Source organism: Caproiciproducens puteiluti (assembly GCF_052442865.1).
In the GTDB taxonomy this organism is placed as follows: domain Bacteria; phylum Bacillota; class Clostridia; order Oscillospirales; family Acutalibacteraceae; genus Caproiciproducens.
Genome location: NZ_CP194790.1, coordinates 2,877,076 through 2,902,785 on the forward strand (window position 1 = coordinate 2,877,076; position 25,710 = coordinate 2,902,785).

At 53.3% G+C, this 25,710-nt stretch carries 23 protein-coding genes; 4 read left to right on the forward strand and 19 right to left on the reverse strand.

All coding sequences use genetic code 11. From position 1 onward, the window contains the following. Positions 1-9: 9 nt before the first annotated feature. Together hcp and ACRQU7_RS13950 are read right to left on the reverse strand one after the other, a co-directional pair. Positions 10-1,596, reverse strand: coding sequence for a hydroxylamine reductase (gene hcp, locus ACRQU7_RS13945; protein WP_444641430.1), 1,587 nt, complete (start codon positions 1,594-1,596; stop codon positions 10-12). Positions 1,597-1,615: 19 nt separating this feature from the next. Then, on the reverse strand, positions 1,616-2,317 hold the full coding sequence (locus tag ACRQU7_RS13950) for a 4Fe-4S binding protein (RefSeq protein WP_444641431.1): 702 nt from the start codon (positions 2,315-2,317) through the stop codon (positions 1,616-1,618). 161 nt (positions 2,318-2,478) lie between these two features. Here ACRQU7_RS13950 and ACRQU7_RS13955 point away from each other — a divergent pair, with 161 nt between their 5' ends. Continuing rightward, positions 2,479-3,549, forward strand: a complete 1,071-nt coding sequence (locus tag ACRQU7_RS13955) for a Kelch repeat-containing protein (RefSeq protein ID WP_444641432.1) — start codon at positions 2,479-2,481, stop codon at positions 3,547-3,549. Positions 3,550-3,659: 110 nt separating this feature from the next. On the opposite strand, the gene ACRQU7_RS13960 is transcribed toward ACRQU7_RS13955, so the two are convergent. Further along, a complete protein-coding gene (locus ACRQU7_RS13960) occupies positions 3,660-4,829 on the reverse strand; it encodes an iron-containing alcohol dehydrogenase (RefSeq protein WP_141825875.1) in 1,170 nt (389 codons plus the stop codon). Positions 4,830-4,884: 55 nt separating this feature from the next. On the opposite strand from ACRQU7_RS13960, the gene ACRQU7_RS13965 reads away from it, so the two are divergent. Continuing rightward, positions 4,885-5,190, forward strand: a complete 306-nt coding sequence (locus tag ACRQU7_RS13965; RefSeq protein WP_444641433.1) for a hypothetical protein — start codon at positions 4,885-4,887, stop codon at positions 5,188-5,190. A gap of 43 nt (positions 5,191-5,233) precedes the next feature. Here ACRQU7_RS13965 and ACRQU7_RS13970 read toward each other — a convergent pair whose 3' ends face one another. From ACRQU7_RS13970 to ACRQU7_RS14015, 10 genes are all read right to left on the reverse strand, one after another. After that, positions 5,234-6,217, reverse strand: a complete 984-nt coding sequence (locus tag ACRQU7_RS13970) for an ABC transporter ATP-binding protein (RefSeq protein ID WP_141825878.1) — start codon at positions 6,215-6,217, stop codon at positions 5,234-5,236. After that, positions 6,210-7,196, reverse strand: a complete 987-nt coding sequence (locus tag ACRQU7_RS13975) for an ABC transporter ATP-binding protein (RefSeq protein WP_038325309.1) — start codon at positions 7,194-7,196, stop codon at positions 6,210-6,212. The genes ACRQU7_RS13970 and ACRQU7_RS13975 overlap by 8 nt, the downstream gene beginning before the upstream one ends. A gap of 15 nt (positions 7,197-7,211) precedes the next feature. Then, the gene (gene nikC / locus ACRQU7_RS13980) at positions 7,212-8,126 is read right to left on the reverse strand and encodes a nickel transporter permease (RefSeq protein ID WP_444641434.1); all 915 of its coding nucleotides are present in this window, start codon (positions 8,124-8,126) and stop codon (positions 7,212-7,214) included. A gap of 6 nt (positions 8,127-8,132) precedes the next feature. Continuing rightward, complete coding sequence (locus tag ACRQU7_RS13985) at positions 8,133-9,149, reverse strand: ABC transporter permease (protein ID WP_038325311.1); 1,017 nt, start codon at positions 9,147-9,149, stop codon at positions 8,133-8,135. Positions 9,150-9,269: 120 nt separating this feature from the next. Continuing rightward, positions 9,270-10,868 (reverse strand): ABC transporter substrate-binding protein, encoded by a 1,599-nt coding sequence (locus ACRQU7_RS13990; protein WP_444641435.1) that lies wholly within the window; start codon positions 10,866-10,868, stop codon positions 9,270-9,272. A gap of 477 nt (positions 10,869-11,345) precedes the next feature. Then, positions 11,346-11,972, reverse strand: a complete 627-nt coding sequence (locus ACRQU7_RS13995; protein ID WP_444641436.1) for a hypothetical protein — start codon at positions 11,970-11,972, stop codon at positions 11,346-11,348. 19 nt (positions 11,973-11,991) lie between these two features. Continuing rightward, positions 11,992-12,681, reverse strand: coding sequence for an ABC transporter ATP-binding protein (locus ACRQU7_RS14000; RefSeq protein WP_038325314.1), 690 nt, complete (start codon positions 12,679-12,681; stop codon positions 11,992-11,994). Positions 12,682-12,698: 17 nt separating this feature from the next. Beyond that, the gene (locus tag ACRQU7_RS14005) at positions 12,699-13,361 is read right to left on the reverse strand and encodes a hypothetical protein (protein WP_444641437.1); all 663 of its coding nucleotides are present in this window, start codon (positions 13,359-13,361) and stop codon (positions 12,699-12,701) included. Between the two features lie 14 nt (positions 13,362-13,375). After that, positions 13,376-14,728, reverse strand: coding sequence for an ABC transporter permease (locus ACRQU7_RS14010; protein WP_444641438.1), 1,353 nt, complete (start codon positions 14,726-14,728; stop codon positions 13,376-13,378). Then, a complete protein-coding gene (locus ACRQU7_RS14015) occupies positions 14,725-16,572 on the reverse strand; it encodes an efflux RND transporter periplasmic adaptor subunit (protein ID WP_052010689.1) in 1,848 nt (615 codons plus the stop codon). The genes ACRQU7_RS14010 and ACRQU7_RS14015 overlap by 4 nt, the downstream gene beginning before the upstream one ends. A gap of 167 nt (positions 16,573-16,739) precedes the next feature. Between ACRQU7_RS14015 and ACRQU7_RS14020 the strand changes: the two genes are divergently transcribed. Then, on the forward strand, positions 16,740-17,435 hold the full coding sequence (locus ACRQU7_RS14020) for a response regulator (protein WP_038325316.1): 696 nt from the start codon (positions 16,740-16,742) through the stop codon (positions 17,433-17,435). A 23-nt stretch (positions 17,436-17,458) separates the two neighbouring features. Here the strand turns inward: ACRQU7_RS14020 and ACRQU7_RS14025 are convergent, their stop codons facing one another. Beyond that, the gene (locus ACRQU7_RS14025; RefSeq protein WP_038325317.1) at positions 17,459-18,214 is read right to left on the reverse strand and encodes a tRNA threonylcarbamoyladenosine dehydratase; all 756 of its coding nucleotides are present in this window, start codon (positions 18,212-18,214) and stop codon (positions 17,459-17,461) included. A 252-nt stretch (positions 18,215-18,466) separates the two neighbouring features. Between ACRQU7_RS14025 and ACRQU7_RS14030 the strand changes: the two genes are divergently transcribed. Further along, positions 18,467-19,039, forward strand: a complete 573-nt coding sequence (locus ACRQU7_RS14030) for a hydrolase (protein WP_444641439.1) — start codon at positions 18,467-18,469, stop codon at positions 19,037-19,039. On the opposite strand, the gene ACRQU7_RS14035 is transcribed toward ACRQU7_RS14030, so the two are convergent. From ACRQU7_RS14035 to ACRQU7_RS14055, 5 genes are all read right to left on the reverse strand, one after another. Continuing rightward, entirely contained in the window at positions 19,036-19,479 is a 444-nt protein-coding gene (locus ACRQU7_RS14035) for an NUDIX hydrolase (protein WP_444641440.1), read from the reverse strand. The two genes, ACRQU7_RS14030 and ACRQU7_RS14035, sit on opposite strands and share 4 nt — an antisense overlap. A 63-nt stretch (positions 19,480-19,542) precedes the next feature. Further along, positions 19,543-21,582 (reverse strand): thioredoxin domain-containing protein, encoded by a 2,040-nt coding sequence (locus tag ACRQU7_RS14040; RefSeq protein WP_444641441.1) that lies wholly within the window; start codon positions 21,580-21,582, stop codon positions 19,543-19,545. Positions 21,583-21,931: 349 nt separating this feature from the next. Next, entirely contained in the window at positions 21,932-22,579 is a 648-nt protein-coding gene (gene pgmB / locus ACRQU7_RS14045) for a beta-phosphoglucomutase (protein WP_444641442.1), read from the reverse strand. Beyond that, positions 22,580-24,877 (reverse strand): glycoside hydrolase family 65 protein, encoded by a 2,298-nt coding sequence (locus ACRQU7_RS14050; RefSeq protein WP_444641443.1) that lies wholly within the window; start codon positions 24,875-24,877, stop codon positions 22,580-22,582. A 2-nt stretch (positions 24,878-24,879) separates the two neighbouring features. Then, on the reverse strand, positions 24,880-25,704 hold the full coding sequence (locus tag ACRQU7_RS14055) for a carbohydrate ABC transporter permease (RefSeq protein WP_444641444.1): 825 nt from the start codon (positions 25,702-25,704) through the stop codon (positions 24,880-24,882). Between the last annotated feature and the right edge of the window lie 6 nt (positions 25,705-25,710).

Here is a 25,710-nt window from a genome sequence, read left to right on the forward strand (position 1 = left end):
GGCAATCTCCTATTTCAGCATGGCAGCCAGATCCTGTTCAGGTGTGGTGATCGGCATGATGTTGAACTTCTCTACCAGTATTTTAAAAACGTTCGGGGATACAAACGCGGGAAGCGTCGGGCCCAGGCGGATATTGGTAATCCCGAGCGACAGCAGGGTCAGCAGGATGCAGACCGCTTTCTGCTCATACCAGGAAAGCACGATGGACAGCGGCAGATCGTTGACGCCGCAGCCGAAGGCCTCGGAAAGAGCGATCGCAACCTTGATCGCGGAGTAGGCGTCGTTGCACTGACCCATATCCATAATGTGCGGCAGGGAGCCGAGCGTCCCCATGTCGAGGTCGTTGAAGCGGTATTTCCCGCACGCGCAGGTCAGAACGACGGAGTCCGGCGGGGTAAGCTCAACCAACTTGGTGAAATAGTTTCTGCCGGGCTTTGCGCCGTCGCAGCCGCCAATGAGGAAAATGTGGCGCAGAGCGCCGGATTTCACCGCTTCGATCACCTGATCGGCAACCGACAGCACGGTGTTGTGGCCGAAGCCGGTCATCAGCTTTTCGCCGCCGTTGATGCCGGGCATATGCACGTCCTGCTCGTATCCGCCGAGCTCCAGCGCTTTTTCGATCACAATGCTGAAATCCTTTTTACCATTCACTTCGCCGATGTGGGGCATTTCGGGATAGCCGACCACCGCGGTCGTATAAACCCTGTCGGCATAGGACGGCATGGGGCGCATCAGGCAGTTTGTCGTAAACAGGAACGGTGCCGGAATATTGAGGAATTCCTTCTGCTGATTCTGCCACGCGGTACCGAAATTGCCTTTCAGATGCGGATACTTTTTCAGTTCGGGATAGCCGTGCGCGGGCAGCATTTCGCCGTGCGTATAGATGTTGATCCCCTTGTCCTTTGTCTGCTCCAGAAGCTGTTTCAAATCGTAAAGGTCATGGCCGGAAACAACAATGAATGGGCCTTTTTCAATGGTATTGCTCACTTCGGTCGGTACGGGATTGCCGAACGACTCCGTATTGGCCTGATCCAGCAGGGCCATGCACTTCAGGTTGACCTGGCCGAACTCCATCACAAGCTCCAGCAGGCGGGACGGGTCCTGTTCGCAGTCGATCGCCGTCAGCCCCTTGTAGAACCAGCCCGTCACCTCGTCGTCGGTATAACCCAGCACATAGGCGTGATACGCGTACGCCGCCATTCCTCTCATGCCGAGCAGGAGCAGGGATTTCAGCGAACGGATATCCTCGTCGCTGTTCCAAAGCTGTTCCAGATTAAGGTCGTCGGTGCCGCCGCATTTTGAACTGCAGGCAGCGCAGCCGGGTGTCAGCGAATCCTTTTCCTTCCTGATCTCGGCGGTAAGCGCCTCAATTGCCTCATTGTCGAAATTCACGTTGGTAATGCACATAAACAGGCCGCGCAAAATCAGTTCGTCCGATTTTGGGGTCCTTCCGGAATTCCCCGCCGCTTTGGCCAGACCGACCAGTGCGCCAGTCAGTTCATCCTGAAAATCGGCGGTCACGCTGCTTTTTCCGCACACCCCCATTTTTGTGCATCCGGTTCCTCCGGCGGTTTGTTCACACTGAAAACAAAACATCTTCCTTTTCCTCCTTCAATTAATCTTCTAATATTTCACCGTCGGTGGCGACGGTAATGACACGCCACGGGATCATTTTCCCGGAATTCTGCAGAGCGGTCTTTACATAGTTGACCATTCCGCCGCAGCAGGGCACTTCCATACGCACAACGGTGACGCTTTGAATGTCGTTCAGGTTCAAAATATCCGTCAGCTTTTCACTGTAATCAAGGTCGTCCAGTTTCGGACAGCCGATCAGCGTGATTTTATTTTTCATAAACTGATGAATATTCGGGCAGGCATAAGCCGTGCAGTCCGCGCAGATGACAATGTGCGCGTTTTCAAAATACGGGGCGTTCGGCGCGACCAGCTTCAGCTGGCACGGCCACTGGCGCAGCTCCGAGCGGGCGGCTGCCGGAGCCGCCGGCTGGACCGGGGCGGGCGCACGGTCAAACGTCTTCATGCGCATGGACGGACATCCCCCGAAAGGAGGCTGGACCGCCTTCTGTTTCATCTTGGCGTCTACTATTTCCTGATCGTACTCCCCGGCTTCGCGCTCAATAATCTGAATCGCGCCGGTCGGGCATTCGGGGAGACAGTTTCCGAGTCCGTCACAGTAGCTGTCGCTGATCAGGGTTGCTTTTCCATCTATCAGCTGCAAAGCGCCTTCATGGCAGGCGCTGATGCACAGGCCGCAGCCATTGCATTTATCAGAATCAATCTGAACGATATGTCTTTTCATTCAACGTTCCTCCATTTGTTTTGTTGGCCTCAGTATATCATTCTGCTTTTGTTATTTCGGTATCCACGGCTACAAAATTTAATTTATTTGAAATTTTTTTGACAACGGAATATACTGAATTTTAAGAAATATTGCGATTGACCATGCAGCGGAGGAATGATATGAAAGCAACAAAAAAGATACTTCCCGTCCTTACGGCGGGAATCATGCTCTTTGCGCAAGGGTGCGCACCTGCTGAAGCAATTCCCGGATGGACAAAAAGCCCCTCTATGGCTGTCCCGAGAGACCAGTTCCAGATAGAAGCCGTCGGGGATAAGCTTTATGTGCTGGGCGGTCTGGGGTCGGATTCCAAAAGCCTGTCCTCTGTGGAATGTTACGACCCGGTGTCTAACCAGTGGACAGTAAGAAAACCCATGCTTGACGCCAGAACGGAATTTCAGACCCGGACGGTAAACGGAAAGATTTACGCGTTCGGCGGCTGGAGCAGCACAAAACAAACCGATCAGGATAAAATCGGCGGTTTGTCCTCTTTGGAAGCGTACGACCCGGCCGCGGACCTCTGGACGGAAAAAGCATCGATGTCCGTTCCCAGATCCGCTTTCTTAACGGAAACGGTCAATGGAATCCTTTACGCAATGGGTGGAGCAGAATCGGCCAATACAATGGAAGCGTATGACCCGGAAACCGATACATGGTCCCGCAAAGCACAGATTCCTGTGAAGGTTTCCGCCTATGACTGCCGTACCGCCGTGTTAGACGGTAAAATTTTCGCATTCGGTAAGACCGTACAGGAATACGATCCCCAGACGGACGCATGGACGGTCAGGGCACCCATGCCGACAGCAAGATATAAATTTCAGCTACAGGCGGTGGGAGAGGAAATTTTTACGATGGGCGGATGTGACGGCGGCGGGAACCTTTTACCCACCGTGGAAGAATACGATCCCAAAACCGACAAATGGACAGAACGCGCCCCCATGGCCGTGTCTCGGATGGAATTTCAGACAGAGGCTGTCAAAGGAAAAATCGATGTGTTCGGCGGAAGCAACGGAGAGGACGTTCTCTCTTCCGTAGAGGAATACGACCCGAATTTGAATAAATGGACGGAAAAGGCGCCTATGACAGTCCCCAGGACCTGGTTCGGTACAAAAGACCTGAAGGGTAAGATTTTCGCGATTGGCGGCTGGAATATTGGAACGGCGCTTTCTTCCGTGGAAAAATATGTTCCGTAAATACCGACGCAGCCCATTTGCGCGGAAAAAACTATTGTCTGCAAAGCAAAGCGGCCGGGAACGATATCGTTCCCGGCCGCTTTGCTTTGTTATGGTTAATGAACTTGTAATCAGAAGGTGACGTCTTCGCCGTAATAGGCGCAGGTAAGGACTTTCAACATATTGTCCGCGTCGGTCTCCCTTGGGTTGGAGCCCGTGCAGGGGTCGCCGACGGCGTTGACCGCAATTTCCTTGCAGTGCGCCTTGAAGTCTTCCTCGCTGACGCCGTTTGCCTGATAGGTCTGGGCAATATTGAGCTTTTTGTTCAGTTCGCGGACCGCTTCCACAAGGGAATTGGTCAGCTGCTTGTCCGTAGCGCCCGGCAGACCGACTTCCCTGGCAATCTGAGCGTATCTTTCCATGCAGACTCTGGAGTTGTACTGGATGACGTTCGGCAGCAGGATGGCGTTGCAGCAGCCGTGCGGAATATGGAACACCGCGCCCGTCTTATGGGCAAGGCTGTGAGAAATTCCCAGAAGCGCGTTGGAAAACGCCATACCGGCAAGACACTGGGCAATGTGCATTTTACCGCGCGCCTCGGCGTCGCCGTGGTAGGAATCAAGGATACTGTCAAAGATGCTGGAAATCGCCTTGAGCGCCAGCGCGTCGGAAAAGTCCGAACGGGCGGAGGCAACATAGGCTTCGATCGCATGGGTCAGGGCGTCCATACCGGTATGCGCGGTCAGGGTTTTCGGCATGGTCATCGGGATATCGGAATCCAGAACCGCAATATCCGGTGTAATTTCAAAGTCGGCAAGAGGATACTTGATATCGGTGGAATAGTCCGTGATTACGGAGAAAGCCGTCACTTCCGAAGCGGTTCCGCTCGTGGAGGGGATGCCGACGAAAATTGCTTTCTTTCTGAGCTTCGGCATGGTGAAAGGATTTTTGATATCGTCAAAGGTTTTCTCCGGATATTCGTAGAACACCCACATTGCCTTTGCAGCGTCCATGGGGGAACCGCCGCCGATGGCAACGATCACGTCCGGCTCAAACTCGCGCATAGCCTTGGCGCCGTCGTATACTCTTTCGATAGACGGGTCCGGCTCGACACCGTCATAGATCAGGGTCTGCAGGCCGGCATCTTTCAAAACATCATCCAGCTTCTGCAGGAATCCGGTTTTTCTCATGGAATGGCCGCCGGTCACAATAAAAGCTTTCTGATAGCCCTTCAAATTTTTCAGCTCGCTGATTGCGTTCGGTCCGAAGTAGATGTCTCTTGGTAAGGTGAATCGTGCCATAAATGTTCCTCCTAAATTCATTTTTTATTCATAATTGTTAAAAGTATAACAATCTTTGTTTGATTATTATCATACCACTTTGTTCCACAATTTTCAAGGTGTTTTACTCATTTTGTTTAGTATGATTTCCCAGTTGGATTTTTATGTAATTCCAAATAAAAAAGCCGTTTTCCGCCCTCTTGTTCGCAAAACAGCTTTACAGCAATTCCATCTCAGTTTGCGAAAAAAACACGTTCCCTCCCCGCCTTCGGCGGGAAGGGAACGCAACCTTGTTGCAGAATCAGCCGGAAATGCTGTAATTATCCTCGCGGAAAATACTCCTGACAGGGAGCCCTTGAAAAATAATTCTCTTAACAACTAAAAAACCGGACTGCTGAAAAGCAGTCCGGTTGCCGGTTTATCAATCAGGAGGGCGCTGACTCGTCGTAAAGACGGCAGGAAACGAAATGTCCCGGGGACACTTCGCGGAGCTGCGGCGTATATCCGTCGCACTCGTCCGTCTTTTTGAAGCAGCGCGAGCAGAAACGGCACCCCTCGGGGGGATTGATCGGGCTCGGCACGTCGCCGGTCAGGATAATGCGCTGCTTGGATTTTGTCGGGCCAATAAACGGAATCGCGGAAAGCAGAGCCTGCGTATAAGGATGGAGCGGGTTGGAATACAGCTCTTTTTTTGGCGCGATTTCCACCAGCTTTCCCAGATACATCACGCCCACACGATCGCTGATATGCTTCACGACGTTCAGGCCGTGTGCAATAAACAGATAGGTCAGCCCGAATTCTGCCTTCAGTTCATCCAGAAGGTTCAGGACCTGTGCCTGAATCGAAACGTCCAGCGCGGAAACCGGCTCGTCGCATACGATCAGTTTCGGCTGTACGGCGAGCGCGCGCGCAATACCGACACGCTGGCGCTGTCCGCCGGAAAACTCATGCGGATAGCGGTTTCTCTGATGGTTGGCCAGCCCGACACAGTTCAGAAGATAAGTGACCCTTTTTTCAATCTCATTGCTGGGGAGCAGCTTGTTGATTTTGATCGGCTCCGCAATGATATCGCCGATCGTCATTCTCGGGTTTAACGAAGCATAGGGGTCCTGGAAAATCAGCTGAATGTCCTTGCAGAATCCGCGGCGCTTTTCTTCGGACAGCTTGGTCAGGTCGGTGCCTTCAAAAATAATCTGTCCGCGCGTAGGGGTATAAAGATTGACCAGCATTTTGCCGATCGTGGTTTTCCCACAGCCGGATTCGCCGACAAGGCCGAAGGCCTCGCCCTTATGAATAGCAAACGACACGTCGTCCACCGCTTTCAGGACGCTGGTCGGGCGGCCGAAAAAGTCGTTTTCCAGATTAAAATACTTGGCCAGATTTTTTACTTCTACCAATACTTCACTCATGATTTTCCGCCTCCTCTGTTTCCGTTCCGTAAAGGAAGCAGCGCACCTTATGGCCGTCCCTTTCAACCAGTGCCGGCATCTTTTCGCGGCAGCAGTCCATGCACCGGTCACAGCGGTCGGAGAAAGCACAGCCGGACGGCATTTTCAGCGGATTCGGCACCATGCCCTTGATCATATAGAGAGGTTCGCTGCTCTCATCCTCCAGCCTGGGGATGGAACGGAGCAGGCCGAGCGTATAGGGATGCATCGTCTCTTCAAACAGTGTTTTCACATCCGCTTCCTCAACAATTTTCCCGCAGTACATCACGATGACGCGGTCGGCGGCCTCCGACACCACGCCAAGGTCATGGGTGATCAGCAGGACGGCCATGTTGAATTTTTCACGCATATGATAAAGCAGGTCGAGAATCTGCGCCTGAATCGTCACGTCCAGCGCGGTGGTCGGTTCGTCGGCGATCAGCAGTTCCGGGCGGCACGAGAGCGCCATGGCGGTCATGACCCTCTGGCGCATACCGCCGCTCATCTGGTGCGGGTAATCCTTGGCGCGTTCCGCCGGGGAAGGAATACCCACGATGTCGAGCATATGGACGGCGCGTTCCCACGCCTCTTTTTTAGAGAGCTTCATATGCGTCATGATGCTCTCCATGATCTGATCCTTAATGCGGTATACGGGGTTGAGCGAAGTCATCGGCTCCTGGAAAATCATAGAAATCTGGTCCCCGCGGATCGCCTGCATCTCCGACTTGCTCTTTTTCAGGAGGTCCTCGCCCTTGAACAGGATTTCTCCCTCCGTTACTCTGCCCGGCTCCTGCACAAGGCCCATGACGGAAAGCGACGTTACGCTCTTTCCGGAACCGGACTCTCCCACGATCGCCAGAATTTCCCCTTTATTTAATGAGAAGCTGATATCGTCCACGGCGTTGACGGTGCCATGTTTCAGCTGAAATTTCGTTTTTAAATGGTTTACTTCAAGCAACATAAAACTTCACCGCCTCTAATTCTTTCTAGATTTCGGGTCGAGCGCGTCACGCAGACCGTCGCCCAACAAATTGAACGCCAGAACCGTCAGGGTAATGGCAATGCCCGGGAAAACGAGCGTATAGGGCGCGGTGAAGATAAAGCCCCTCGCTCTGCCTAACATATCGCCCCACTCAGCCGCCGGCGGCTGTACGCCGAGGCCCAGAAAGCCCAGAGCGGCGGTATCAAGAACCGCGGTGGAAATCCCCAGCGTTGCCCTGACCACAATGGAGGAAAGCACATTCGGAAGAATATGCTTGAAAATAATGCGGCTGTTTTTGTTTCCGATGACCCTGGCCGCCTGCACATAGTCGTTTTCCTTGACGGACAGGATACAGCCGCGCACAATGCGCGCGTATTCGGGGATAGAAACCAGGCCGATGGCGATAACCGCCTTATCGATGCCCTTGCCCAGAGCCGCCATAAAGGCGATGGCCAGCAGGATGGAGGGAATGGCGAGCATCATGTCCATGAAGCGCATGATAATCGTATCCGTTTTTCCTCCCTGATAACCGGCAACGGAGCCCAGCACGACGCCGACCGTCAGGGAAAGGGCAACCGCGCTCAAGCCAACGGTAAGGGAAATACGCGTTCCTGCAATAATTCTGCTGAAAATATCGCGGCCAAGCTGATCGGTTCCGAACCAGTGCTCGGCGTTCGGCTGGATAAAGCTCTTGGTCATATCCGATAAATTTGGATCGTACGGCATGATCAGCGGTCCGAAGATCGCCAGCAGCGCGAGGAACCCAATAACAATGAGGCCCGTAATCGCCGCCTTGTCCTCACAAAGCGATTCCCACATCTCTTTTAACTGGGATTCCGGTTTCTCGAGAACGACGGCTGCCTGTGATGAGGATTCTGTTTGCGGCTGCTCTGCTTTTTTCTGTGTCATAACAAGCTAACCTTCTTTCTTGGAAAATTTGATGCGGGGATCAATAAACGCGTAAACAACGTCTACGACAAGATTAATGAGCACGAAGATGCACGCAATCAGAAGCACGACTCCCTGTACGACGGGGAAATCGGATTTCAGAATGCATTCCACGGTATAATTGCCGATACCCGGCCAGGAAAACACGGTTTCCGTCAAAACCGCTCCGCCCAGAAGAGAGCCGAGCTGAAGACCGATGACCGTCGTGACGGGGATCATCGCGTTGCGCAGCGCGTGGTGGGTAATCACTTTCCCTTCGGACACGCCCTTCGCCCGCGCCGTACGTATGTAATCCTGATTAAGCGTTTCCAGCATGCTGGAACGGGTCATCCTGGTGATAATCGCCATGGAGTACATGCCGAGCGCCAGCGCCGGCAGAATCAAATGCCGGAGCACGTCGACAAAAGCCTCCGTATCCCCAATGGCAAGCGTGTCGAACAGATAGAAGCCCGAAGCCGCCATGGGCTGCAGAAGCGGGTCGATTCGGCCGCCGGAGGGCAGGATATGCCACACGCCTGCAAACAGGATGATCAGCAGAATGCCCAGCCAAAAGATCGGCATGGAAACACCGATCAGCGCGAGCACCATTCCCGCGTGGTCAAAAAAGGAATTCTTTTTCACCGCGGAAATAACGCCGATGATGATGCCGAAAAGGGACGCGAAAATAATAGCGGCAATCGCAAGCTCGATCGTAGCCGGGAAGCGCGAGAAAATCTCCTGTGTAACAGGAGTTTTTGTATAGTAAGACGTTCCGAGGTCGCCGGTGACGGCGCCCTTGATGAAATTAAAGAACTGGATATAAAGCGGGGCGTCCAGGCCGTTTGCCGCGCGCCACGCGTTGGCGGCTTCCACCGTAGCGTGCTGCCCCAGAACGATCGGAGCCGGGTCCGGTGAAAAAACCCGCATGATTAAGAACACAATGACCGAAACTCCCAGCAGCACGGGAATCAGCATCAATATGCGCTTGACGATATACTTGAACATTTAAAACAACCTTTCGTTGCATCATAACAAACAAGGATGCCGGAAGTCGTATTGAACAACCTCCGGCAATTCATAGAATCATTTCAAACGGAAATCTGCGTTTTGTCTACAAACACCAGTTTAGCTCTTGGAAACACCGGAAAGGAAGACAACACCGGTCATGTGGTAGTAGAAATCCTTTACGTTGCTTCTGTAGCCGCAAAGAGTCTTGCCATGGGAAATCGGGAGCCATACGGCTTCTTCGGCAGCTTTCTTTTCAAGATCCGTATAAATCTTGTTGCGGTCGTCACCGGCCTTCGTGGCAAGGCCTTTCGCAATCAGTGCTTTATAGTCGGCGTTGTCATAGCGGGCAACGTTCATGGTCGGGTCTTTGTCGGCCATCAGGTTCATGAAGTTATCCGGGTCGCCGTTGTCGCCCGTCCAGCCGTAGAAGCAGACATCGTAATCGCCTGCCTTGACCTTCTCTTTGTAGGTGGTCCAGTCATAAGCGTCGATCGTGGCTTCCACGCCCGCGTTGCGCAGGTAGCCCTGGATGGCTTCTGCAAGCGCCTGGCCGTTTGCGGTGTTATACGGTCTCGGGTTGGTGTAGGTAATCATGTGAAGCGTCTTTACGCCTGCTGCGGCGAGGGCGGATTTCGCGGCCGCCTGATCAAAAGAAACCTGCTTGATGCTTGCGTCGTAGCCCTCCATAAAGGTAGGCAGGACGGAAGTGGCGGGGTCTGCATAGCCCTGATAAAGGCTCTTGACCAGTTCGGGAACATTAATGGCCTGGGAAACTGCCGCGCGGACCTTCGCATCGGTGAAGGGCGCTTTGGTAGTATTGTAAGCCAGATAGTTGATGTTCATGCCCGGAGCTTCGTAAATCTTGTTGCCCGCGCTTTCGATCTGGCTGACGACCGTTGCGTCGATTCCGTCGATCATATCGGCTTCGCCGTTGCTCAGGGCAACCACTCTTGCGGAGTTGTCTTTGATGAACTTGAAGATAACGTTTTTCGTCAGAGCTTTGGTGCCCCAGTACTCGTCGTTGCGTGTCAGAACAACGTTCTGGCCCTTGGTCCAGCTTACGAATTTGTACGGACCGGTGCCGACAGGATGCTCATTGACGTTATTGCTGTTGTCCTTCAGCGCTTTGGGGCTGACCATCGGTGCGCCCAGGCACATGGCGAGGTTGTTTAAGAACGGTGTGCAGGCGGCTTTCATGTTGATTTTGACCGTGTTTTCATCCACGGCTTCAACATCCTTGACGGAGCCGAATACGAATCCGGCGTAGCCCATATCTTCCGTTACGTTCGGGGCAAGCTGACGGTCAATGTTGAATTTAACGGCTTCTGCATTAAAATCGGTGCCGTCCTGGAACTTGACGCCCTTTTTCAGATGGAAGGTGTATGTAAGACCGTCGTCGCTGACATCCCAGCTTTCCGCAAGGGAAGGAAGAACCTTGGTGGAATCTTTGTCGTACTTTAAAAGACCTTCGTAAATGTTTACCATGATCTTCGCAGATTCACCGTCATCCACAAGTGCCGGGTCCAGGCCTCTGGGATCGGCGCCCTGTGCGTAGATCAGGGTGTCCTGTGCTCTGCTTTTGCCGGTATCTGCCGCAGATGCCGCGCCACTCTCCGCCGCGGTACTGCTTTTGCTGCCGCCCGAGCAAGCCGTCAGACCGGCGCAGGCAATCACTGCCGCAAGAACGGCAGCCAGCAGTCTTTTGCTCTTTTTCATTGTAAAACCTCTCTTCATCATTCTTTTATCCAATTTTTTGCTTTAACAGGATTTCGCTTTGACAGGGTTTCGTAGTCACGCTTTTAAGCCAAAACACTGTAAATGGGGAAAGCAACGGGATAAAAAGACAGGCGCCTAACACCATCAGTCAAGCGCCTTTGCTTTAAACAAGCCTATTTTATCATTTTATTTGCAAGTTTGCAAGAGTAAAGTTGCAGAATAATGCCAATAGTTTATGGAAATTACAGGTTCCTATAGAACATTTGCACAAAGCAGCAAAGAATATTCCTGACAGACCTGTTTCGATGATTTTTTCACGACCGGAACAAAGGGCATATTTCCTCAAATTTCTCCGCGTTTTCCATCCTGATAACCGAGCTTACAGCATTTCCAGCTGATTCTGCAGCAAGGTTACGCTCCTCCCCGCCTTCGGCGGGGAGGAGCGTATTTTATCTCGCAAACTGAAATGGAATTGCACTAATAGACGGAAACACTGATGTCCGCCGCGGCTTTTGTCGCAGGGTCTATGGCATAAATGACCGCGGTCCCCCCGCCCACTGCCGTAATTTTTCCGGTGGACGCGTCTACGGCAGCCACGCCGGTGGAAGAGGATACCCACAAAAGCGAGGAAGCCTCCACCTTATTTCCGTTCAGCGTAATATTGTCCGGCGTATAGTCGCCGAATTTCGCGATTTTTACACTGCTCTGGGAAAACACAAGCCCCGAAGAGGAAACGGCAGGAGCTGCGGAGGAACCCGTTACGGTGACGGGCACCGTCGCGCTTGTCCAGTCGCTCTCCGCAAGGGTCCTGTAATAGTACCGCACCTTGGTGGTACCGGCGGCGACGGCGGTCATCACCACATGCCCCTGCGAGTCCGCCGAAGCCTTGATGATGCTGTCGTCGTCGACCCGCAGATAAATTACCCCGAAATACGCTTCGCTGACATAGCTGGTGTTCTGTACCAGCGAAATCTCATTCAGTGTGACCGACGCGGCGCAGTTTTCGTCGTTCAGCGCCGAATCCGCAAAAGCGGCGGCGGAAAAGCTTGCGAGCAGCAGCGCGATGACCGGAACCAGCACCGCGGTCCTCATTTTCTTTATCATGGCAGTTCCTCCATTCTCACTAGGCCGTAGCCGTCTCGTTTTCAAAAAGCTCGCCGTCAATAATATTGATGACCCGTTTCGCGTGGGACGCCACATGCAGGTCATGGGTAATCATCACGATGGTGTTTCCCATTTCATTGAGCTGGCTGAACAGCTTCAGGACCTCCTTGCCGGTTGCGGAATCGAGCGCGCCCGTCGGTTCATCCGCCAAAAGGAGCTTCGGCCTGCCGACCAGCGCGCGGGCAATGGCGACCCGCTGCTGCTGGCCGCCGGAAAGCTCGTTCGGCTTATGGTGGATTCTTTGATCCATTTCCAGCATCTCCAGTCTTTCTCTGGAAAGAGCCTCCGCCTTTTTACGGGTTTCCCCGCGGATCAGCAGAGGAAGCATGGTGTTCTGCAGCACGTCGTACTTCTGTATCAGGTGATATTTCTGAAAGATAAACCCGATCTGCTGATTTCTGAGATGCGTCAGCTGCGCGTCGTTCATCTGATGGACCGGCTGTCCCGTCAGAAAATATTCTCCGTCCTGAAAGCTGTCCATGCAGCCTATAATATTCATCAGCGTGCTTTTTCCGGAGCCGGAGGGCCCCAGAACCGCAAGGTATTCGCCCGACTCCACATCGAGTGAAATATGCTTGAGCACATCCAGGGTATCGCCGCCGACCTTATAGCATTTGTGGATTTTATTCATGGTAATGATATTTTCCATTTCCGGCGCCCCTTCGTTTATTTCGATACAACGGCCACTTTGACGACCGTCAGCGTCCCGTTGACTTCCTTCTGTGAGATCCGCAGAACCATTCCCGCGCTGATACTGGAAAATCCGCTCGTGCGTTTCGTGGTCGTTCCCGCTGTGGCGGTACCGGCCGTTGTCTTGGTGGTAGAGCCGGATTTGGCCGAACCCGACCGGTTGGCGGAGGTTCCCGTTCCGGTCTGCCCGGCAGCAGTTCCGCCCGGCGTGCCTCCCTGCTGGGTGTTCCCCGTGCCTGCTCCGGCCGTTCCCCCGGCCTGCGCCGTACTCCCCGTACCGGAACCCGACAGGGAAAGCCCCACGGGTATCAGCAGCGTCTTTGTTTCGCCGGAGGATACGAATTCCCCCGAGGAAGAGCCGCTTGCCCCGGACATCGTTCCGAGCTCCAGCTCCACTTCATTCCCGACGATGGAAGTCACCTTCCCGATGATCTGATTCTGCGACTGCGAAGAGGAGTCTCCCTGCGCGCCGCTGTCTTTTGTGCCCCTGCGCGTCTCTTCCTGCCGGTTTTCACGGCTCAGCCCGGACGTCGTCCGCTCCCCCGCGCTCTGGGAGGTCTTCCCCGACGAGCAGCCGGTGAGGGCGGATACCGCAACCAGCAGAACCATGAGGACGCATAAAGTTCTTCTTTTTATCATGTTTACTCCTCCTTTTATTCCTGCTGCAAAGCTTCGATCGGCGTAAGCTGGGCCGCCTTATAGGCGGGATAAAATCCGAACACCGTGCCGGTCACCACTGCAAACGCAAGCGCGAGAACGCCGCTCACGGCAAGCGGTTCCACCGTCATTCCCGCCATGCGCACCGCCGGGACAAGGGCAAACCCGGCAATGACGCCGAGCACTCCGCCGAAGGTGCTCATAAAGTTTGCTTCCACCAGAAATTCCATCAGGATTTCCCTCTTGCTGCATCCCAGTGCCTTTAAAATGCCGATCTCCTGCGTGCGCTCTCTGACCGACACAAACAGCACATTCATAATGCCGATACCGCCCACGATAAATACGATGATCGCGACGGCAATCAGCAGCATGGAAAGCGTGTTCGCCGAAGTGGTCGCCGCCTCCATTTCACTGCCCGCGTCCGTCAGGGTAAATCTTCCGTTCGGATAATTTTCCGTCAGTACCGCCGTAATATTGGTCATAGCGTTGGAAACCTCTTTCACATCCGAAGCGATCGCCATGATGGACGGGGTGGCCGTGCTGCCGAGTACGAATTTCTGCGCCGTGGAATAGGGCAGATAAATGGAATCGTCGGGGCTGACGCCGGACGAGACCGTTCCGATTTCCGAAAGCACGCCGACCACCGTATAGGTTTTCCCCTCGATCGTCAGCACGTCGCCGTAAGCGGCGTAGGCGCTGCCGAACAGTGTTTTCGCCAGACTGTTGCCGATGACCGCGACCTTATTCTTGCTGTCCTCGTCGTCCTGCGTAATAAAATCCCCCTGCAGCAGCTCCAGATTGCTGATATTCTGGTACTCCGGCAGGCAGCCGACGATCGTCTCATCCGTTTCCTCGTCCAGATTATCCGTCAGCACCGCGCCCGTCCCGCTGAGGACGATCGACGCGGATGAAAGGTCGGGCACATAAGAGAGGATATCCTCGACATCCGTCGTGGTAAGGGTCACGCCCTTTTGTCTGGTACTTCCCCCGCCCATCTGGCCGCCGCCCGGCATTCCGCCGCCTCCGCTCCGGCTTCCTCCGCCGCTGCCCCCGCCTGTGCGGGTTCCTCCTCCAAAGCTTCCGCCTCCGCCGCCCATATCACCCGGGGGCATCATACCTCCCGCCATCGCGTCGGCCATATCGGCTTCCGTGCTGACGGTCACATTGATCGCGCCGACATTCAGGGTTTTAAACTGCTCCTGAACGTCCACCTCTCCGCCGTGCCCGATGGCAATGACCAGCACGATGGTCGCGGCGCCGACGATAATCCCGAGGGAGGTCAGCATAACCTTGGTTTTGCTTTCCATGATATTGATCCATACCAGATGAAGGATTTCACTGAATCTCATGACTTTGTCACCGCGCTTTCGACCAGAACGGTTTCTCCTTCCTGCAGGCCGCTTACGATTTCAACGTACTGCCCGTTGGAGAACCCGGTTGTCACCGTCGTCTTTTTGGTCGTACCGTCCGCGTTTTTCACCAGCACGCTGGAAACGCCGTCCTCAAAGGTAACGGCCTGATCGGAAACATACAGCACATCCTTTTTCTGCTTCTTGATAAACTCGACTTCCCCGCTCATGCCTACGAACACTTTCTTCGTATTGGAGTCGGTCATCTTTGCCGTGACCGCATAGGTAACGGAAGCGGACCCGCTGCGCGAGGGGGAAGCGGCGATGCTTTCCACCGCTGCGGGGAAGGTCTGGCCCTCATACGAGGTCAGCGTGATTTCCGCGTCCTGACCGATGGACAGGTCGGTGACGTCCTCTTCCGACAGGGAAACGGACATGCTGACGGAGGAGGTTTTTGCAATCGTGATAATAGCTTCCCCCGCCTTTACGTCGCTTCCGTCGGTGTAGCTGACTGAGACGACGATCCCGTCGCAGGGAGAGGTAAGCACGCCGTCTCCGTTAATCGCGCTGTTGACGTCGTCCAGTTCCCTTTGCAGGCTGTCGTACGTCTCCTGCTGGGTGGAAACCGCCTGCGCGAGCTGGTTGGCCGTCAGTTCATAGGTCGCTTCGGCGCCGGAGCCGTCGATCAGGCTGCTCTGCAGCGTCTGCTCCGCTTCGTCGATGCTCCCCGACGCGGACTTCTGCGCTTTTTCCAGTGCAAACTGAGCCGTTTTTACTTCATTTTGGAGTGAGGTCACCTTGGAGTCGATTTCATCCGATGAAGCCGCCGTATCGCTGTCGTCGCTGCTGCTGGAGCTGGAACCGTACTTGCTCCGGAAGGTTTCATTGTAATCGTCATAAGCCGAGGAATAGTTATCATATTCCGCTGTGTAAAGGGACACCTTCGTTTCCAGCGCCTCTTTTGCGGAAACCGTAGAGGCTATGTAGTCGGCATAATCGTTGTAGGCGTCCTTTGCCGCGTCGTATTCCGTTTCCGCCTCATCTTCCCCGTCGTCCTGCGCTTTGGCCAGGACCCACGCGGAATACGCGGAATTCTTCGCCGACTCCAGAGAGCTGAGCCCATCCAGAGCCGCTTTGTGGTCCTTTTCATACTGCTCCAGCTGATCCTCGTAGCTGCTCTTTGTCGTTTCCGTGTCGTCCCTCCACTTTTTCAGCTGCTTCAGCTTTGCGTAATCCGTGGGGTAGCTTTTCTGCAAAGCAAGGTATTTCGTAAGGTCGTCCTGCTTTTCCTTGAGGTCCTCCTTTGCGGAAGTAATGTCGTTCTGAATCTGCGCCTTGTCCAGATATTCCTGCGTATACGCGTTGGCGGCGTCAGACCTGCTTTTTTCATAAGTAAGCTTTGCGGTCTTCAGCTTGCTGTCCTGATCGGCAAGAGCCTGTTCAAGGGAAAGCTTCGCCTCCGCCAGCTTCGTGCGGGAATCCAGCGTCCCGTCGGTCACGCTGTTCTGGTCCAGCTTTACCAGCGACTCTCCGTCCTTGACCGAATAGCCCACCTTCACAAGCACGCTGTCGATGGTGACATCCACCGGGAACGAAACGGTTTGCTCATCCAGCGCAACCGTACCGCTTTCGCTGGTCCCCACGGTTACGTCGCCCTTTTCAACGGTATACTCGCGGTAATTCACCGTATTCTGCGAAGCCTTGATCTGATGGAGATACAGCAGAACCGTTGTCAGAACAGCAACACCCAGGACGGTGCCCGAGGCGATGATGATACACAATTTCCTGTGATTCTGAACCAAACTGAATACTTTATTCTTTATTTTGAGTGCTTTATCTTTCATAACTGACCTCCAATTTCCGCTTTCTACATCCAATTATAGGAATTTAATCTTAACCGAAACCTAAATTTTCGGCGCTTCACATAAATTTAAGCGCATCTTCACAAGACCATCACATGCGAAAAATGCGCTTCTGCTATAATACAGGAAAGACGGGTGGAGGGATTCGGATGAAAATATTGCTTATAGAGAATGATAAAAAAATCGCGGAAAAAATCGGCAGGCTGCTGATCCGGAACCGTTTTGAATATTTTTCCGCCTCCAGCGGGGAAAACGGAGCCGATGAAGCGATGAGCGGCATCTACGACGCGGTGATCCTGGACGTCTCGCTGCCGGACTGCAGCGGGCTGGAGGTACTCAAGCAGATACGGAAATCCGGCCACTCCATCCCCATCCTGATGCTGTCGCCGAAATGCGGAGTCAGCGACAAGGTCCGCGGGCTGAACGGCGGCGCCGACGACTTTATGGAAAGGCCGTTTGCGGAAGCCGAGCTGCTCGCAAGGCTCTGCGCGGTTTCCCGCAGGAAGGGGGAGCTGATTGCGGACACCCTGGCCTTCGGTGAATTGAAGCTGAACCTGAGCACCTACGAGCTGTCCGACACCGGAGAAAGCGTCCCCCTTTCCAACAAGGAATTCGAGCTGATGAAATTCTTTCTTTTGCAGGGACACAATGTCAGCAGCAAGGAAAATTTACTGACGAAATTCTGGGGCTTTGAAAATTCCACGGCGGAAAACAGCCTCGAGGTACACATCACCTATCTGCGCCACAAGCTGAAACGGATTCATTCCGGCATCCGGATTCACTGCATCAAAAACGTCGGCTACCAGCTGATTACCGGCGAAAAAACAGCAGGAGCGGGGTTTTGATCCCGCTCCTGCTGTTTTCTGTTTTATTCCCGGACGATATCCTTGATGACTTCCCCCGCCAGAATCAGCCCCGCGACGGAAGGGACAAAGGAAATGCTGCCCGGCACCTGACGGCGGATGGAGCATTTGCGCTTTGTGCCCGGCGGGCAGATACAGTGATATTTACAGCTGGTGGCGTCGTCGTCGATCGGCGTCATCGGCGGCTCCTTGGAGTACACCACCTTCAGCGAAGGGATGTTCCGTTTGCGCAGCTCATTGCGCATCACCCTCGCAAGGGGACAGACGGAGGTCTGATAGATATCGGCGACCTCGAATTTTGTAGGGTCAAGCTTATTCCCCGCCCCCATACAGCTGATGATGGGCACACCGGCGGCCTTTGCCCTTTCAATCAGGATCAGCTTGGCGGAAATGGTGTCGATCGCGTCCACCACATAGGAATATTGGGACAGGTCGACGGTATCGGCGTTCTCCGCCGTATAAAACATAGGGAAAATCTCCACCTTTGCGGAAGGATTGATTTCCAGTATCCGGTCGCGCATCACCTCTACCTTTGCCTTGCCGACCGTTTTGCGCGTGGCGATCAGCTGACGGTTGATATTGGTCAGGCAGACCTTGTCGTCGTCAAACAGCGCGATGCCGCCGATTCCGCTTCTAGCGAGCGCCTCAGCCGTGTAGGAACCGACCCCGCCGATCCCGAACACCGCCACCGCCGCTTCCTGCAGCTTTTTCATTGCGGGAGCCCCCAGCAAAAGCTCCGTCCTCGAAAATTCATTTAACATTTCTTTCCCACCTGTATATTCAGTCATCATCAATTTTATCATTGATTTCACGGAACAAATTATACCGTAACATCCGGCCTTTATCAATCGGTTATTGAAATAAAAAGTCTTTTCCTATCAAAGAGGTAATATATTGACATTTTATCCGGGCGACAGTATGATAAAAGACAAAATAATAAAATGTCGGCAAAACCCCGTCCGGCAAAAGAGCCGCCGGTAGCAAGCGGGCTGATTGCGGAAAGGATGTAGCAAATGGATTTGAATATTACGCGGGAGCAGGCTTGGGCCCTCCTTACGGAGTACAACAAGGACCCGTTTCATCTGAAACACGCCCTCACTGTGGAGGGGACCATGAGATATTTCGCCAAACTGCTCGGCTTTGAGGAGGAACAGGACTTCTGGGGCATCGTCGGACTTCTGCACGACCTGGATTTTGAGCTTTTCCCGGACGAGCACTGCATTCGCGGGCAGGCCATTCTGCGCCAAAAGGGAGTCAGCGAGGATATCATCCACGCGACCGCAAGCCACGGGTACCAGCTGACCGTGGATATCAAGCCGGAGCACACGATGGAAAAGGTGCTTTACGCCGTCGACGAGCTCACCGGGCTGATCGGCGCCGTGGCGCTGATGCGCCCCTCGAAGAGTGTGCAGGACCTGGAGCTGAAATCGGTCAAAAAGAAGTACAAGACTCTGAATTTTGCGGCGGGCTGCTCCCGGGAAGTGATCGGGCGCGGCGCGGAGATGCTCGGCTGGGAGCTGGATTACCTGATCGAACAGACCATTCTGGCCATGCGTTCCTGCGAGGACGCGGTGCAAACCGTTTAAAGCTTTTCGTTTTTGACGACCCAGCGCCACAGCACGGGCTGAATCTGCGGATAGGTAAGGTTTTGCGGCAGCGCCGCGCAAAATTGGATTTCGGCCATTTCCATATCGGCGGGCAAATCGGAAAGGGATTCCACCTGTGCGTAAAACAGCATGCCGTAAGTGGGTTTCGCATTATGTATCAGGTCGTCCTCCCCTTCCACCGAATAAATGCAGGCGGGCTTGATCTGAAATTTCACCGCGCCCGTTTCTTCATACAGCTCCCGTTTCGCGGTGTCACGGATATCTTCGCCGTTCTCGCGGTGGCCGCCCGGGATTTCCCAGGTTGTCCGTTCTTTGTGGCGGCAGAGAATCCATTTTTCTCCCATGCGCGCCGCAATGATGGCATATTTGAGGCTGTCGTTCTTCACATAGTCCAAATCATGAAATCCTACTTTTACCATAAGTTCTTTTCCTCTTTTCAAAAATCACTCCGTGCGGAACCTGCAGGTTCCGCACGGAGTATTTTATTGAGACAGTTTTTGGTCCAGCTCTTTCAGATCGTAAATCGGGGGCGAGCAGGCGTTGTTCTGACAGATATAATACGCGCTCCGGCCTTCCCCGAGCGGATATTCCGCCGTAAATTCCGCAAGCTTTGCCAGCTGCTCCGCGTTTTCCGCACTTTTTACGAGTACGGTGGTGTTGGGCATACTTTTTTTATGCAGCAGGGATTTGACCCGTTCAAAATCGGCGCCGTCCTTTACCACGCACACGATTTCCCTGGAAGGGTACAGCGCGGACGTCATTGCCGTCAGCGCAAAGCTGTGCCCCGCCGGAAATTCCTGCGCGGCACCCGCCATAAAGCGGAGCTGCTGATCCGCGGCCTCCTGCAGAGCCGGATTTCCGGTAAGCGCCGCCAGCTTTACCAGACAGAGGGACGCTGCGGAGTTGCCGGACGGGATCGCGCCGTCATAGGTTTCCTTCGGACGGTAAATAAGCGCTTCCGCGTCGCTTGCGGAAAGGTAAAAGCCGCCGTTTTCCCCGTCATAAAACCGGTCCAGCATGGTCCGGTTCAGTTCCGCCGCCTGCTGAAGATAATCCACATCGTAGGTCGCGTCGTAAAGGCTCAGCAAAGCCCATACGGTAAACGCGTAGTCGTCCAGCCCGCCCGTACCCGCGGCTTCTCCGTCACGGTAACGTACCCGCAGGCCGCCCTGTTCGTCCGTCAGGCTGCTTTGGAGAAAACACATCGCCTTTCCCGCTGCGTCAAGATAGCGGTTATCCTCCAGAATCCGATAGGCATCGGCAAACGCCGTGATCATCAGCGCGTTCCAAGAGGTCAGGATTTTATCGTCCTTATGCAGCTTCGTACGCGTCAGGCGGTATTCATACACCTTCGGAAGCAGCCGTTCGATCGCCTCGTTCGGATGCTCGGCATCGGGGTTTCCGATCAGGTTCAGAATATTTTTTCCCTCAAAATTGCCCCCGGGCGTCATGCCGAAATATTCGATAAAAGTCCGGCCGTCGCTTTCCCCCAAAAGGGAAACGATTTCATCCGGGGTAAAAACGTAGTATTTCCCCTCCTGACCGTCGCTGTCGGCATCCTGCGCACAGTAAAAGCCGCCGTTTTCGTCCGTCATTTCCCGCAAAATATACTCCATTGTCTTTACAGCGACGGTTTTATAGAAATCATTTTGAGTGATCCGGAAAGCTTCCAGATACGCGATGGCCAGCAGGGCATTGTCATAGAGCATTTTTTCAAAATGGGGGACCAGCCATTTGTCATCTGTGGAATAACGGGAAAATCCGAAGCCCACATGGTCGAAAATCCCGCCGCGGTACATCTGACGCAGGGTTTTTTCCGCCATCTGAAGAGTGTCCCCTTCTTTTTCCAGCATAGCATACTGAAGCAGAAACAGCAAGTTGTGCGGAGACGGAAATTTCGGGCTGGCTCCGAACCCGCCGTACTGACGGTCAAAGGTCTGCCGGAACCATGACCGGGCGGAAACTAGAAGGTCCTTTGTGAGCCTGCCCTCTTTTTTCACCGTCTGTCCCCGGAGCGCCATGGCAATGCGTTCGCCGGAACCGAGAAGCTCTTTCCGGTTTTCCCGCCACTGCTGCGCGGCGGAAGCAAGCAGGTCCATCAGCCCGGGCATGGAATACCGGGAATGCTTCGGGAAATACGTTCCCGCGTAAAACGGACGCTGGTCCGGGGTCATCAGGATCGTCAGTGGCCACCCGCCGCTGCCGGTGAGCGCCTGACAGACTGTCATATAAACCGCGTCCACGTCCGGCCGCTCCTCCTTATCCACTTTGATTGCGATAAAATTCCGGTTCAGCTCCTGTGCGACCTCGTCGTCCTCGAAGCTTTCGCGTTCCATCACATGGCACCAGTGGCAGGTCGAATAACCGATGGAGAGGAAGACCGGCTTGTCCTGTGCTTTCGCCTTTTCAAAAGCGTCCTTTCCCCACGGGTACCAGTTGACCGGATTATAGGCGTGCTGCAGCAGATAAGGCGATTTTTCATGAATCAGCCGATTGGGCACCCTGTTTTCCGTATCAGACATCTTATCACCTTCTTTCTTCTGTTTCTTTTAGTGTATCCCAAAAGGAAAAAAAATCAATATGGCATTCTTTTTCCTTGAAATTCATTGTGCATCCATTTCATTTCAGTTTGTGAGACAAAACTCAAAGTGAGTTTACAGCATTTCCAGTTGATTCTGCAACAAGGTTGCGTTTCTCCCCCGCCTTCGGCGGGGGAGAAACATGTTTTGTCTCGCAAACACAACTGGATTTGCTGTAGACAGAATAAGCAGCAAATCCTCGGTTCATGGGATTTACGGCTGAATTGACTGCTTTATTTACCTGTATTTATTCTCACGGCTGCCGGATGATACGCAGCCCTGATCTATTCTTTTAAAAGTATTTGTCTGTTGGAAATTCTTTTATACCGGGGTATATGACATCCGCAGACGGAAGGTGCTTCCTGTCCCCGATGCCGACCGCGTACATACCGGCGCGTTTTGCCGCTTGAAGGCCGGCCTCGGAATCCTCGAATACCAGGCAAGCCGGATAGGGAATATGAAGACTGTCCGCACCCAGTGTAAACACCTCCGGATTCGGTTTTGCGCTGGAAATGCGGTTGCCGTCGATGACCGCATCAAACAGGGGAGCGATCCCGACATTTTTCAGAATGAGAGGAGCGTTCCTGCTGGCGGACCCAAGTGCGATTTTCACACCTTTCTTTTTCAGCTTTTGTAGAAGCTCCGGCGTGCCGTCCAAAAGCTCGGACCGATCCATGTCGGAAATGCACTCCACATATCTGGCGTTTTTCCCTGCCGCCATCCGCTCTTTCTCTGCGTCGGAGAAGCGGTCCTGCATCCCGCCGATTTTTAGAAGAAGATTACACGACGTCATGCGTGACACGCCTTTCAGCTGTTCATTCTGTTCCGGTGAAAATTTAAATCCAAGCTGATCAGCCAGCTCTTTCCACGCGAGATAGTGATATTTCGCGGTGTCGACCAATACGCCGTCGAGGTCGAAAATTGCACAGCGAAAGCTCACTTACACCTTCCCCCATTCTTCCAGCGAAAGCTGCAGCCTGTCCCGCAGCAGATAATTTCTGCCGTAGATAAAAATCATTTTTTCCGTACCGCTCAGCAGCGAAACTTCACATCCCTGACGATTTACCAAAACCTGAATCAGGCTGTCTTCGTCATGTATCTTAAAATCGTATTCCTCCCATTGTCTGGGCAGAGCCGGAGCAAGGTGCAGTCCGTCCTCCTTAATGCGCAGCCCCCCAAATCCATATACGATCGCCATGTAAGTACCTCCCATATTTGCGGTATGAATTCCGTCTTTTGTATTTTTATGGGTATTGAACAAATCCAGCTCAGAGGATTTTCCGAAATAATCGTAGGCTTTTTCCGGCATTCCCAACCGGGATGCCATGATACTGAAAATACAGGTGGAAAGCGAGGAATCATGTGTCGTGACGTGCTCATAGTAGTTGAAGGAATGCCTCATCGTGGCCAGCGTCTGTGCGTCTTCCAGAACGAAATGCGCCAGCACCGTATCCGCCTGCTTGCATACCTGATGGCGGTAAAGGTAGAGCGGATGATAGTGAAGCAGCAGCGGAAAATCCTGCTGCGGTGTCTTTTTTAAATCCCATACTGCTTTTGAAAGAAACGAGTCATCCTGCGGATTGATATCCATTCCTTTGTCATAGGGCAGATACATGCTCTCCGCCGCATGCTTAAAATCGGAAATCTCCGTTTTCTTCAGGCCGATTTTCTCCCTGACGGGCATCAGAAGTCCTTTTGTTTTCAGCAATTCATAAAATTTGACCGCCCAATTCAAATTGTGCTGTGCCAGAACATTGGTGTAATAGTTGTTGTTGACAAGGCAGGTATATTCGTCCGGTCCGGTCACACTGTTGATGAGGAATTTTCCGCCGCAGACGTTTCCCACGTCCAGCCAGAGCCGCGCGGTCTCAAAAACGATCTCCGCCCCGCATCGGGCGATAAACTCGATATCCTTTGTCAGAAGATAATAGTTGATGACGGAATAGGCGATATCGCCGTTGATATGGTACTGTGCGCTGCCGGAGGGAAAATACCCGGAACATTCTTTGCCCATAATGGTGCGCCACGGAAACAGAGCGCCGTTTTTGTGCCCCAGAATACGCGCGTTTTCCCTTGCCGCGTCCAGGGTGGTGTAACGGTATTCGATCAGATTTTTCGCAATTTGGGGCTGGGTAAGCAGAAAATAAGGTTGAATGTACATTTCGGTATCCCAGAAATAATGCCCCTCGTAGCCCTCGCCGGAAAGCCCCTTCGCGGCGATATTGCTGTGGGGGTCTTTGCCGACGGACTGAATGAGCTGATACAGGTTATAGGTAATCGCGTTGCTCAGCTCGTCATTGCCTTTTACATGGACGGCGCAGCTTTCCCAATACTTCTTCAGATATTGTTCCTGCATCCGGTACCAGTGCGCAAGCGGGACCGAGCAGGCCTGTTCCAGATGTTCCAGTGCGGCCGCGCGGCAATCCGGGTACCGGATGGAATCGCACAGAACCGTATATTTGGTCAGCGTGACGGTTTCGCCGGCTTCCGCCTCCGCCGTAAACTTTTGCGCAGCGGTGCTGTCTCTTTTCAAGCGTTCTTCTTTGGCCGGCTTCGACAGCAGATTTTTCACCGCACTGGCTGCCTCCAGCGAGGATTTTGAGGTACGGGAGGAGATCACGGAGGCATTGTCCACAAACTCCGCTTTCGCGGAAAGAAGATGCTGGAAGGTCTCGTTTGCCACACGGGGATCACTGGGATCGCAATAGTTCAGAACGCTGCCGATATGGGTGGATTGAAAGCGCAGTGTCCCGCTGAAATTCAGTGCCTTTACACGGTATTCTATCGTGAAAAGCGGAAGCATCACGAAGGAAGCCATTCTCAGGATCGTGATTTCAGCCTCCTTCCCGCCGGGGGAACGCCATACCACACTGCGCCGGGTCACGCCCTTTTCCATATCCAGCACCCGGGAACTTTTCAGGACCTTCCCCGTAAACATGCTGAACTCCTCGTCCCCCAGATACAGTTTGATTCCCTGCGTATCGGCTACATTCAGCATTGTCTGCTTTTCTTCGGTGAGGCCGCAAAGGCTTTCCGCCTGCTTCATTTCAGCAAAATCATAAAAGCCGTTGATGTACTCGCCCCGAATCGACTGGAAGTCGATGGGATACCCTTCTTCAAAATTGGAACGGACGCCAAGGTAACCGTTTGCATTATGAAAAAGCGTTTCGTACAGCATCAGCTCATCATTTTCAAGGCTAAAATCACTGACTTCATAGACATAGTTACTTTCATCCATAGTTACTCCTTCACTGCCCCGGAAACGAGACCGGAAACAATTCTCTTTTGAAAAATCAGTACAATAATCATTGTGGGGATCGTCACAATCACCGTCGCCGCCGCAACCTCGCCCCAGAGGATCTGGAACTGTGTCCGCAAAAAAGAAATGGCGACAGGCACCGTCTGCATGGAGATTTCCGTATTCAAAGTCGCCGTCAGCAAATATTCGTTCCACGCGGCGATAAAGGTAATAATGGCAGTTGTAAACACGCCCGGCGCCGCCAGCGGAAACACCACGCTCCACAGCGTGCGAAATGCGGACGCGCCGTCAATTCTCGCCGATTCCTCAATGGACAACGGGATTTTCCCAAAATGGGCGACCATGATCCAGACCGCCATGGGAATGGTAATGGTTGAGTAGGGAAGGACGATAAAATAAGAATTTGTCCAGTGCAAAGAAGTGAACAGGTTAAAAACCGGGCCGACAATGATCATCTGCGGGAACATCGAGATCACCAGAATCAACCCCAGCAGGATATTTTTAAAACGGAAATGGAAGCGGGAAATCGCATAGGCAGCCATGGTTGCCACAACGATCACATAGAGCGTGGTGGTAGCTGAAACGACCAGACTGTTTTTGATGGAGCTCAGGATGTTCTTTCCCGTCAGCACCGCGCCGTAATTCCGCAGGGTGGAATGATCGCTGAACACACGGAATGCACCGGCGCCGAAGATTTCACTGGAGGGCTTGAAAGAGGTGATCAATATCCAAAAAAATGGAAACAGGATAATCACCAGGAAAGCGGCTGTCACCAAATAGAAAATAGTATTCTCTGCTTTTTTCATCATGCG